Genomic DNA, 11,419 nt, shown 5'->3' with positions numbered 1-11,419 from the left:
CGAGTGGTGGGGCAAGAGCGTTTTGCTTACTTTTGCGCTCTTCAAAAGTGAGCCGCTGTAAGAGCGGAACCAATAGTCGCCGTTACGAAAATAACGGATATACACCCAGCCCAACTCCCCCCAACACAAATGTCGCATCTGAAATCAGGTCAGACTCTCGTCAATCACCAACACCAGCTTCCCGGAAATCCGATTAGTCGCCAGTTCAGCAAACGCAGCCTCGGCATCCTTGATCGGAAACGTCCTGGCCAGTTGCGGACTCAAGCGCCCCTCGGCAAACAACGGCCAAACATGCTGGCTCAAGTCACTGAACAAGTCAGCCTTGAACTGATCATCCCGACTGCGCAAAGTCGACCCCAACACCTGCACACGCTTGGCCAACACCTGCGCCAGATCGATCTGCGCCTCACGCCCCCCCATCAACCCAATCAACACCCAGCGCCCATCACGCGCCACCAGCTTGAGATTCAGCGCCGCGTAATTCCCCCCCACCGGGTCAAGAATCACATCGAACGGTCCAAAATCCCTCAAGCCCTCGATGCCGTCAGTACGTACCACCCCCCCCTGAGCCCCCAGCGCTTCACAGTACGCAAGGCGATCCGCCGACCCCACGCTGACCCAACACGGGCTGCCAAACGCCTTGCACAACTGAATCGCCGCCGAGCCCACCCCACTGGCACCGGCATGCAACAACACCTTCTCGCCGGGCTTGAGGCCCGCCAACTGGAACAGGTTCAACCACGCGGTGCTGTACACCTCGGGCAACCCGGCCGCTTCCACCAGGGACACACCCTCCGGCACCGGCAGCACATGCCGCGCATCCACCACCACTTCTTCAGCCATCCCGCCGCCAGCCAGCAAGGCGCAAACCCGATCCCCCACTTGCCACGACGAACCGGCGCCGACTTCGCTGATCACCCCGGAACACTCCAGGCCCAGCACCTGGCTGGCACCGGGAGGTGGCGGATAAAGCCCCGAACGCTGTAATAAATCGGCGCGATTCAGGCCCGCAGCCGCCACGCGAATGCGTACTTGGCCTACATCGCATGTAGGACTTGGCTCTTCTTGCCACTCCACATGACCTTCAACGCCTTGCAATGCTTTCACAGTGCCTCCATAGTGAGTCTGGACTGAGCCCGTTGCTGTAGCGTCGGGCTTTTTGCATTATGCGACCGGCCCATATGGAACCGGCGACTTCAAAGACGGCCTAATATGCGTTATCAATTGCCCCCGCGTCGAATCAGCATGAAGCATTTGTTCCCCAGCACCGCCCTCGCTCTTTTTATCGGTATCGGCCTTTTGCCGCTGTCGAGCAATACGTTCGCAGCCAACAGCTGGGACAACCTTCAGCCTGATCGCGATGAGGTGATTGCCAGCCTTAACGTCGTCGAGTTGCTCAAGCGCCACCATTACAGCAAGCCGCCGTTGGACGACGCTCGTTCGGTGATCATTTACGACAGCTACCTCAAGCTGTTGGATCCCTCGCGCAGCTATTTCCTGGCCAGCGACATCACCGAGTTCGACAAGTGGAAGACGCAGTTCGACGACTTCCTCAAGAGCGGTGACCTACAGCCCGGCTTCACCATCTACAAGCGCTACCTGGACCGCGTCAAAGCGCGTCTGGACTTCGCCATTGGTGAGCTGGACAAAGGTGTCGACAAGTTCGACTTCACCAAGAAAGAGACCTTGCTGGTTGACCGCAAGGACGCTCCTTGGCTGACCACCGAAGCCGAGCTGGACGACCTGTGGCGCAAGCGCGTCAAGGATGAAGTCCTGCGCTTGAAGATCGCCGGCAAAGAGCCGAAGGCCATCCAGGAACTGTTGACCAAGCGCTACAAGAATCAGCTGGCACGTCTGGATCAGACCCGTGCCGAAGATATCTTCCAGGCCTACATCAACACCTTCGCAATGTCCTACGACCCGCACACCAATTATCTGTCGCCAGATAACGCGGAAAATTTCGATATCAACATGAGTCTGTCGCTGGAAGGCATCGGTGCCGTCCTGCAAAGCGATAACGACCAGGTGAAGATCGTGCGTCTGGTGCCGGCAGGTCCGGCCGACAAGACCAAGCAGGTTGCCCCGGCCGACAAGATCATCGGTGTGGCCCAGGCCGACAAAGAGATGGTCGACGTGGTCGGCTGGCGCCTGGATGAAGTGGTCAAGCTGATCCGCGGGCCGAAAGGCAGCGTGGTGCGCCTGGAAGTGATTCCGCACACCAACGCACCGAACGACCAGACCAGCAAGATCGTGTCCATCACCCGTGAAGCGGTGAAACTCGAAGACCAGGCCGTCCAGAAGCAAGTCCTCAACCTCAAGCAGGATGGCAAGGACTACAAGCTCGGCGTGGTGGTGATCCCGGCGTTCTACCTGGACTTCAAAGCGTTCCGCGCCGGTGATCCGGACTACAAGAGCACCACCCGCGACGTTAAGAAAATCCTCACAGAATTGCAGAAGGAAAAAGTCGACGGCGTGGTCATCGACCTGCGCAACAACGGCGGCGGTTCCCTGCAGGAGGCCACCGAGCTGACCAGTCTGTTTATCGACAAGGGTCCGACCGTGCTGGTGCGTAACGCTGACGGCCGTGTCGACGTGCTGGAAGACGAGAACCCGGGTGCCTTCTACAAAGGGCCGATGGCGTTGCTGGTCAACCGCCTCTCGGCATCCGCCTCGGAGATTTTTGCCGGCGCGATGCAGGACTACCACCGTGCGCTGATCATCGGCGGCCAGACCTTCGGCAAAGGCACCGTGCAGACCATCCAGCCGCTGAACCATGGCGAGCTGAAACTGACCCTGGCCAAGTTCTACCGGGTTTCCGGGCAGAGCACCCAGCATCAGGGCGTACTGCCGGACGTCGATTTCCCGTCGATCATCGACACCAAGGAAATCGGCGAGAGCGCCCTGCCCGAGGCGATGCCGTGGGACACTATCCGTCCTGCGATCAAGCCTGCGGTAGACCCGTTCAAACCGTACATCGCAGAGTTGAAAGCTGATCACGAAGCCCGCTCCGCCAAGGATGCCGAGTTCATCTTCATCCGCGACAAACTGGCCCTGGCCAAGAAGTTGATGGAAGAGAAAACCGTCAGCCTGAACGAAGCCGACCGTCGTGCGCAGCACACCGACATCGAGAATCAGCAACTGGTGCTGGAGAACGCCCGCCGCAAGGCCAAAGGCGAAGCTCCACTCAAGGAGCTGAAGAAAGAAGACGAAGACGCGATCGCCGCCGAGCCTGATAAAACCAAGCCGGAAGATGATGCCTACCTGAGCGAGACCGGGCGCATCCTGCTGGACTACTTGAAAATCAGCAAGACGGTGGCCAAGCAGTAAATGATGGCGATTTAATGTGAACGCTCCTCGGAGTGTCATCAAATAGACATCATTCTGTCGTGAAATGAAGGACCTGCCAAAGCAGGTCCTTTTTTTTCGACCCGAGAAAATCATGACCATGACCGAACAGCTGAATGCATTGGGCTCAATCCTGGCTCAAGGCAGTTTGCACAGCCTGTTCCAACCCATCATTTCCCTGTCTGAACGACGCGTCATCGGTTATGAAGCCCTCAGTCGCGGCCCGTCCAACAGCCCGTTGCACTCCCCTGTCGCACTGTTCTCCGTGGCCCGTCACGCCGGGCGTCTCAGTGAGCTGGAGATGGTCTGCCGGGAAAGTGCCTGCCGGCGGTTCAGCGAGCAGAAACTGCCGGGCAAGCTGTTTCTCAACGTCTCACCCGAATCCCTGCTGGAGACCGCCCACCAGCCCGGCCGTACCCTGCAACTGCTCAGCGACTTCGGCATCCCGCCCAGCCAGGTGGTGATCGAACTGACCGAGCAAACCCCGACCGACGATTTTCAACTGCTGCAAACCGCGCTGCACCACTACCGCGCCATGGGCTTTTCGATTGCCCTGGATGACCTGGGTGCCGGCTATTCCAGCCTGCGGCTGTGGTCGGAGCTGCGCCCGGACTACGTGAAGATCGATCGACACTTTATCGACGGCATCCACCAGGACGCCCTCAAGCGCGAGTTTGTCGGCTCCATCCTGCAAATCGCCAAGGCCTCCCGGGCCCAGGTCATCGCCGAAGGCATCGAGTTGCCGGAAGAGTTGGCGGTGCTCACGGAAATGGGCGTTGACCTGGTGCAGGGCTACCTGCTCTGCCGCCCCCAGGAACACCCGCCGCAGGAAGCGCGGTTGATGCTGCCCAAGCCCGACAACGCCAACGTCGCGCTGAACGACGAAGGCAGCGACCTCAGCGCCCTGCTCAACGAACAACCGGCCGTGGGCCAGCACACTGCCACGGCGCAGGTTTTGGAAGCCTTCCGGCGCCAGGCCAACCTCAATTCCCTGGCGGTGCTGGATGAGCGTGGTCACCCGATTGGCATCGTGCACCGGCACTCGCTGTCAGATGCGCTGCTCAAGCCGTTCGCCACCGATCTGTTCGCCCGCAAGCCCATCAGCCGCTTGATGAGTGATGACTTTCTCGCGGTGGAACTGAGCCAGTCCTTGCAGCAGGTCAGCCGCCTGCTCACCAGTCGCGCACGCCAGCGGATCGAGGAAGATTTCATCATCACCCTCAACGGCGATTATCTGGGGCTGGGCCGGGTGATCGATGTGCTCAAGCTGATTACCGAGCTGAAAATCCAGCAGGCACGCTATGCCAACCCGCTGACCTTGCTGCCGGGCAACGTCCCCATCCAGCAGTGCCTGACGCGGCTGTTGCAGCAACAACGCGAGTCTGTGATCTGCTACGTCGATATCGACAGTTTCAAGCCATTCAACGATATCTACGGCTATGGCCGGGGCGATGAAGTGCTGCTGTGCCTGGCGCAATGCCTGAACGACCGGGTAGACCCCAGCCGCGACTTCGTCGGGCATATCGGCGGTGATGACTTTTTGCTGGTGCTGGGTCCGCAGGATTGGCGCAAGCGGCTGAACCAGCTGCTGGACGACTTCCACACCCAGTGCCGGCGCTTCTATCGCAGCGAGCATCTGGACGCGGGCTGTTTCGTTGCACTGAACCGCCAGGGCGTGCGCCAGGAGTTTGCGCTGCTGTCGCTGTCCATCGGCGTGGTGCATTTGTATCCACAGGCCTGTGGACAACTCGATGCCAGCCAGTTGGCGGAACTGGCCTCGCAAGCCAAGCACCACGCGAAGAACGTGGCGGGCTACAGCATTCATGTGATTGACAGCCTGGAGTTGGGCCAGGCAGAACCGCAGCCGCTCTAGATCAGAGTTGCTCCAGGCGCATCTGCGCCAACGGGTGCCCGGCTCGGGCGGCGATTTTCCACCAGCGTGCCGCTTCCAGCGGATCAGGCGCTTTGCCAAGGCTGCCCGCAAGGCTCAACACCCCAATCTGATAGGCCGCCTTGCCGTCGCCTTGCCGTCGCCGGCCAGGGCCGCCAGCCGCAACAGTCGTACGCCTTCTTCACGGGCGCCAAGGCCCTTGCCACGAAACGTCAGGATATGTCCGTAGAAACTCTGTGCTCCTACGTCGCCCAGATTGGCCATGCGCGCGAACTGGCCTTCAAGCCACTGCCAGCCACGCGGCTGTCGCACGAACCAGGACCAATGAAACAACTTGCGCGCCAGCCAGTAACTGGCATACGCCTTGAGCTTCCAGAACACTACGCCTCCGCTGACTCGGGATAATCGTACTCAAATACCCGCACCACTTCGGATGCGTGCCACGACGCCGCGGCCACGCCATCGGACGGCCCGCAGAAGCGCCCGAGACGCTCCACACATTCAAAGAAACCGGTACGTGGCAGGCGACTGGCGCCCTGGCTGATCACCAGGGAACTGCGCAGTGGTTGGTCGGCCTTGGCATCCAGCGCCGCCAGGTGCTCCAGCGCAGCCGTCAGGGTCTGCATGGCCGGCGTGGGAAATTGCAGGCGCTCCAGCAAGGCGCGGTAGGTCAAGAGGTGGCGCTGTCGGCGCGCCTGGTCCAGCTCGTTGAGTAACCCATCCCAATGTTGACGGCTGATGCGTACGCTCACGTTTCGTCCCTCCAACCTGCAACGCCAAGTTCCCAGGCCAGGCTGCGGCGGATGGCAGCGTCCGGCTGGCGTTCACCGCTTTCGATCAGGCCCAGGTAAGACGGGCTGATGCCCACTGTGCGCGCCAGAACCTCGATGGCCAGGCCCTTGGCCTCGCGCAGGCTTCGCAGCTGCTCCAGGGGGCGCAGATCCGGTTCGGCAGTGGCTTGGCTAATGGTCGAAGCGGGAGGCGTTGGCTGTTGCTGACCGGCAGCTTTTAACAGCGCCTGATACTGAGCCCATGGCAGAACCGCATATTCGGGCTCGCCATCCTTTGTAATTATCTGAATATCCATGACTGCCCCGTAGGATCACAACACTTACTTCGTAAGTACTTTCCTTAGGAGTGTAATCCTAACAGCCACAAAGAGCGCAGGGGGATATTCCCAAGGTTCAGTTTTTTTTCAGGTGCTCTTGCGTAAGCAGCTGAGGCGTCGCAGGAAGGCGCTCAACCACCGCAAGCTTCTCGGGGAGCTGACGCTCGCGCCAGGCGCGAAAAGCGCTCAGTTCGCCGTCGAGGGTCTTCATGACCCACGCCAGCACAGCAATGTCGTCGAGCATGCCGAACACCGGGATAAAGTCCGGGATCGCGTCAATCGGGCTCAGGAAGTACATCAACCCTGCCACTACCGAAATCAGCGCCTTGGGGCTGATGGCCCGGTACTCGCCGCGCCAGTAGGCCAGGCACAAGGCTTGGAGCAGCTTGAGGTCGTCCTTGAGCTTGCCCAGCCGGTTGCCCTGGCTCGAGCCTTTGGCGGCGACCGCGAACAGCAACGTCGGCAAGCGCCCACGGCCAAGCAGGCGAGCAGCCATGGGCAGGAAGCGGGTGAAATTAAACGGGGCTTTCATCGTCACTCCAGTTCCAGGCGACAGAAAAGGTTATCCACACAAATTGTGGATAACCTTGTGAACAGAGCCTATTTTCCAGGCTGAAAGCCACGTAATACAAGGCCTACAGTCAGATCGGGCGTTTTTTGCGCACATAAAAAAAACCCAAGAATTCATTGACTTGGAGATAATCTGCGTCTACCCGTACTCGGGCCTTTTATCAGACTGCTCTAGCCCGCATGGGTTCGGTTGAATTTGCCCTGGATTCAGTTGATCGTTCCCACGCTCTGCGTGGGGATGCCGCCTGTGGCGCTCCGCGCTTGCTGTTAGCGCTAGGCTTGAGCTATGCGCAATGGTGACGCAGAGCGTCACGGGATGCATTCCCACGCAGAGCGTGGGGACGATCGCAGAGCGTGGGAACGATCGCACAGGCCAGAAACAACAACGCCCCGTCGAGACGGGGCGTTGTGTGTTCAGGCGCTGATTACTTCTTGGCAGCAGGAGCCGCCGGTGCGTCAGGAGCGTCTGCCTTGGACGGGTCCTTGATGGCCAGCAGTTCCAGGTCGAATACCAGCACGGAGTTGGCTGGAATCGCCGGGCTCGGGCTCTGGGCACCGTAGGCCAGGTCGGACGGGATGTACAACTCGACCTTCTCGCCAACGTGCATCAGTTGCAGGCCTTCGACCCAACCTGGAATCACGCCGCTGACCGGCAGGTCAATCGGGCTGCCGCGATCCACGGAGCTGTCAAAGGTGGTGCCGTTGGTGAGCTTGCCGGTGTAGTGAACAGTCACTACGTCGGTAGGCTTGGGTTGAGCACCGTCCGCTTTCTTCACGATCTTGTATTGCAGACCGGAAGCGGTGGTGACAACGCCGTCTTTCTTGGCGTTTTCTTCGAGGAATTTCTTGCCGGCGGTTGCCGACTCTTCGCTCATCTTGGCCATACGCTCTTCAGCACGTTTTTGCAGTGCGGCGAAGGCTTCGACCAGCTCGTCGTCTTTCAGCTTCTGTTCTTTCTTGCCGACGGCATCTTCGATGCCTTGGGCTACCGCTTTGGAGTCCAGGTCATCCATACCTTCTTGAGCAAGGCTTTTGCCCATGTTCAGGCCGATACCGTAGGAAGCTTTTTGCGCCGGGGTTTTCAGCTCTACGCTGGTTTGCGAATCACAACCCGCAAGTACCAGGCTAACCAGGGCCACCGCCGCCGCCAACCGATGCTGTTTCATGCTATTTCCTTGTTCGTGTGCCAAAAGGGCATTCGAGTAAAGTCGCGAGCTTATCAGGCGGCCACGACCAATGGCTACCGGCATGTGAGCAGGAAACTTCTGATAAGTTCACGTGTTTAAAAGCATTTTCATTCAATCCAGGGCCCTGCAACGGACGGCAGCAGCGCTGGAACGAGACTCATGGCCACTTGCCGCACTGCTGGCCTGATGGCATAAGAACGCTACAACTCGACAAGGATAGTTATCTTGCGCATTTTTTCCCGTGTTTTGCTGATGATTTTCATACTGCTGGGCCTGGTCCTGGCGGTGGTGCTCTATTACGTGGTCAACCCGAAGCTGCCGGTCTACGTGCCAGTGGAACAGGTGCACTACCAGGATCAATGGAGCGCCGCAGATCGCCAGACCTACTATTTCACGCCCCAGGGCACCCAGGTCAAGGGCCTGCGTTATGCCTGGTTTACCGCCTTGGAACTTCCGTTCTCCGAGCAGCGTTTCGCCATGCCCGAGTACCTGGCGCGCTTTGGTTTTCTGGTAGACCCCAAGCAGGTGCCCACCGCGCAGAACCCCGGCAACCTGCCGGTGGGTTTCGCCCGGCATAAAAATGCCGGCAGCAATGATGAGTTCCTCGACATCACCTGCGCCGCCTGCCACACCGGCCAGTTGAACTTCAAAGGCCAGGGCCTGCGGATCGACGGTGGCCCGGCGCAACATGTGCTGCCGTCCAGCGTGCCGACCCTGCGCGGCGGCAGCTTCGGCCAGGCACTGGTCGCCAGCCTGGCCTCGACCTACTACAACCCGTGGAAATTCGAGCGCTTTGCCCGCACCGTGCTGGGCCATGACTACAACGACCAGACCGCAGCGCAACTGCGCCAGGACTTCAAGAAGTCCCTGAACAACTTCCTCAAAGTCGCCTGGAACGACACCCACCGCGGCCTCTACCCCACCGAAGAAGGCCCGGGCCGCACCGACGCCTTTGGCCGTATCGCCAACGCCAGCTTCGGCGACGCCATCTCCCCCGACAATTACCGCATCGCCAACGCCCCGGTGGACTACCCGCAACTGTGGGACATCTGGACCTTCGACTGGGTGCAATGGAACGGCTCGGCCCAACAACCCATGGCCCGCAATATCGGCGAAGCCCTGGGCGTCGGCGCCACCCTGGACTTCTTCGACAGCGCCGGCCAGCCGCTCCAGGGCGATGCGCGCTACGCCTCCAGCGTGCGGGTGCGCGACCTGAATACCATCGAAGAAACCCTGCAACGGCTCAAGCCACCCACCTGGCCCGAAGACCTGTTCGGCGCCATCGACAAACCGCTGGCCGCCCAGGGTCGCGCACTGTTCGCGGAAAACTGCGCCGGCTGCCACGTGCCAGCGGTGTCCCAGGTCGATGGCCGCCCGGTGCGACAATTGAAAATGCTCCCGGTGGAGGTGATCGGCACCGACCCCGCTACTGCCAACAATATCGCTGACCACCGCTTCGACCTCAGCGCCCTGCAATGGGACCCGGCGGAGTTGGCGAAAATGAACGTCGAACTGCACCCCACGCCCACCGAGCCGCTGGACCTGCGCAGCCTCTCTTCAGCCAAAGGCCTGGCCTACATCACCGCCTTTGTCGAAGACCACGCCTACCGTGCCGCCGATGTGACACCTGCCGAACGCCCGCGCCTGGACGGCTTCGGCCTGCCGATCGGCGTACGCGAATTGCGTGCCTACAAGGCACGGCCCCTGGCCGGGGTGTGGGCGACACCGCCGTTCCTGCACAACGGCTCGGTGCCGACGATCTACCAATTGCTCTCGCCTCAGGACGAGCGCAGCCCGACCTTCTATAAAGGCACCTTCGAATACGACCCGCGCCACCTGGGCTATCAAACCGCCGCGTTCCCCAACGCGTTCCTGTTCGATACGCGCATCACCGGCAACCACAACAGCGGCCACGAATTCCGTGCCGGGCAGCGTGGCAACGGGGTGATTGGCCGAGGCTTGCTGCCCCAGGAACGCTGGGCGCTGCTGGAATATTTGAAAGTGCTGGGCGGCCCGCTGGAACAGCAACTGCCCTGACCCAACCGACTTCGCAGAAAAGGATTTTTAAATGCTCGCTCGACTTTGGCTGCGCCTCGGCGCGTTTCTCGGCAAGACCCTGTTGTGGCTGGTGGGCCTGGGCCTGCTGGGCTGGTTGCTGTCCACCCTGTGGTTTGCCTGGCAGCACAGCGGCCCGGTATCGCCGGATGAACAGATCCCGCCGGGTGAAGCGGCCATGACCCAGGGCATCATCCAGACCGCCGTGCGCATCGTCGACCAGCACCGCGAAGGCACGCGTTACCTGCGGGATGCGCATGCCAAGGCCCATGGCTGCGTGAAGGCCGAGGTCAGCGTACTGGCGGACCTCGACCCGGCCCTGCGCCAGGGCGTGTTCGCCGAGCCGGGCAAGACCTGGCAGGCGATGATGCGACTGTCCAACGGCAATGCGTATCCGCAGTTCGACAGCATCCGGGATGCCCGGGGGATGGCGATCAAGTTGCTGGACGTGCCAGGCAAACAGCTGCTGGCGGATCAGCAGGCGCGGGGTGAGCAGGACTTTGTGATGTTCAGCCATCCGAACTTTTTCGTCAGTGATGTGGCGGAGTATGCGCAGAACATTTCGGCTCAGGCCGATGGCAAGAAAGTCATGGCGTTTTTCCCCGGGGTGGATCCGCGCAGTTGGCAGGTGCGGCATTTGTTTATCGCGCTGGCGACGTTGGCGCCGCCACCGGTGAGTCCTACGCAGACGACGTATTTCTCGGTGTCGCCGTATAAGTTTGGGGCGGCGAATGCGAAGTTTCGGGTGGCGCCGGATCCCCAGGGGTGTCCTGCGTATGTGCTGCCCAAACAGAATCAGGACCTGCCGAACTTTTTGCGCAGTGCGTTGAATCAGCAACTGTCGACGGACCGGGTGGCGGCGTGTTTTGTGTTGCAGATTCAGCGGCAGAATCCGCAGAAGTTCATGCCGATCGAGGACACCAGCATTGAATGGAAAGAGAGTGATGCGCCGTTTGAGACGGTGGCCAAGGTGGTGATTCCGGCGCAGGATTTTGATACGCCGGCGTTGAATCTGGCTTGTGATAATCAGTCGTTTAATCCGTGGTTTGGGGTGGAGGCGCATCGGCCGATTGGGGGGATTAACCGGTTGCGTAAGGCGGTGTATGAGGCGGTCAGTGATTATCGGCATAGCCGGAATTTGTAGCTCCGCGGTGTGGGGTGCATATCCGTTGCTGCGGTTATGGCCGCTATTGGTTCCGCTCTTACAGCGGCTCACTTTTGAAGAGCGCAAAAGTAAGCAAAACGCTCTTGCCCCACCACTCG

At 60.3% G+C, this 11,419-nt stretch carries 9 protein-coding genes and 1 pseudogene; 4 read left to right on the top strand and 6 right to left on the bottom strand.

What is annotated here, in order from left to right; genetic code table 11:
- Positions 1 to 144: 144 nt before the first annotated feature.
- Entirely contained in the window at positions 145 to 1,107 is a 963-nt protein-coding gene (locus tag HX815_RS28020) for a zinc-binding dehydrogenase (protein ID WP_087694978.1), read from the bottom strand.
- 138 nt (positions 1,108 to 1,245) lie between these two features.
- On the opposite strand from HX815_RS28020, the gene HX815_RS28015 reads away from it, so the two are divergent.
- Together HX815_RS28015 and HX815_RS28010 are read left to right on the top strand one after the other, a co-directional pair.
- Positions 1,246 to 3,327 carry a carboxy terminal-processing peptidase gene (locus HX815_RS28015; RefSeq protein ID WP_023659269.1) on the top strand — a complete coding sequence of 694 codons (2,082 nt, stop codon included), beginning with the start codon at positions 1,246 to 1,248 and terminating at the stop codon, positions 3,325 to 3,327.
- 112 nt (positions 3,328 to 3,439) lie between these two features.
- The gene (locus HX815_RS28010; RefSeq protein ID WP_023659268.1) at positions 3,440 to 5,218 is read left to right on the top strand and encodes a bifunctional diguanylate cyclase/phosphodiesterase; all 1,779 of its coding nucleotides are present in this window, start codon (positions 3,440 to 3,442) and stop codon (positions 5,216 to 5,218) included.
- A gap of 1 nt (position 5,219) precedes the next feature.
- On the opposite strand, the pseudogene HX815_RS28005 reads toward HX815_RS28010, so the two are convergent.
- The 5 genes and pseudogenes from HX815_RS28005 to HX815_RS27985 all read right to left on the bottom strand — a co-directional run bounded on the left by HX815_RS28005 (position 5,220) and on the right by HX815_RS27985 (position 8,080).
- Positions 5,220 to 5,617: pseudogene (locus tag HX815_RS28005) on the bottom strand (sel1 repeat family protein).
- On the bottom strand, positions 5,617 to 5,988 hold the full coding sequence (locus HX815_RS28000; protein ID WP_003211116.1) for a hypothetical protein: 372 nt from the start codon (positions 5,986 to 5,988) through the stop codon (positions 5,617 to 5,619). Before HX815_RS28000 ends, HX815_RS28005 begins: the two are co-directional and overlap by 1 nt.
- Positions 5,985 to 6,323, bottom strand: a complete 339-nt coding sequence (locus HX815_RS27995) for a helix-turn-helix transcriptional regulator (protein ID WP_003211117.1) — start codon at positions 6,321 to 6,323, stop codon at positions 5,985 to 5,987. Before HX815_RS27995 ends, HX815_RS28000 begins: the two co-directional genes overlap by 4 nt.
- 97 nt (positions 6,324 to 6,420) lie before the next feature.
- Positions 6,421 to 6,876, bottom strand: a complete 456-nt coding sequence (locus HX815_RS27990; RefSeq protein WP_003211120.1) for a YkvA family protein — start codon at positions 6,874 to 6,876, stop codon at positions 6,421 to 6,423.
- A gap of 463 nt (positions 6,877 to 7,339) precedes the next feature.
- Positions 7,340 to 8,080: an FKBP-type peptidyl-prolyl cis-trans isomerase gene (locus tag HX815_RS27985; protein ID WP_003211122.1), complete on the bottom strand. Its 741-nt coding sequence runs from the start codon at positions 8,078 to 8,080 to the stop codon at positions 7,340 to 7,342.
- 246 nt (positions 8,081 to 8,326) lie between these two features.
- Here HX815_RS27985 and HX815_RS27980 point away from each other — a divergent pair, with 246 nt between their 5' ends.
- Together HX815_RS27980 and HX815_RS27975 are read left to right on the top strand one after the other, a co-directional pair.
- Positions 8,327 to 10,138, top strand: a complete 1,812-nt coding sequence (locus tag HX815_RS27980) for a di-heme-cytochrome C peroxidase (protein ID WP_177029262.1) — start codon at positions 8,327 to 8,329, stop codon at positions 10,136 to 10,138.
- A 31-nt stretch (positions 10,139 to 10,169) separates the two neighbouring features.
- On the top strand, positions 10,170 to 11,300 hold the full coding sequence (locus HX815_RS27975) for a catalase family protein (protein WP_003211127.1): 1,131 nt from the start codon (positions 10,170 to 10,172) through the stop codon (positions 11,298 to 11,300).
- Positions 11,301 to 11,419 lie beyond the last annotated feature (119 nt).

The sequence above is a fragment of the Pseudomonas sp. E6002 genome (assembly GCF_013385565.1).
Classification (GTDB): Bacteria; Pseudomonadota; Gammaproteobacteria; order Pseudomonadales; family Pseudomonadaceae; genus Aquipseudomonas.
The sequence above is the reverse complement of the archived record's forward strand: the minus strand, read 5'-3'. Positions and strand labels throughout refer to the sequence as shown.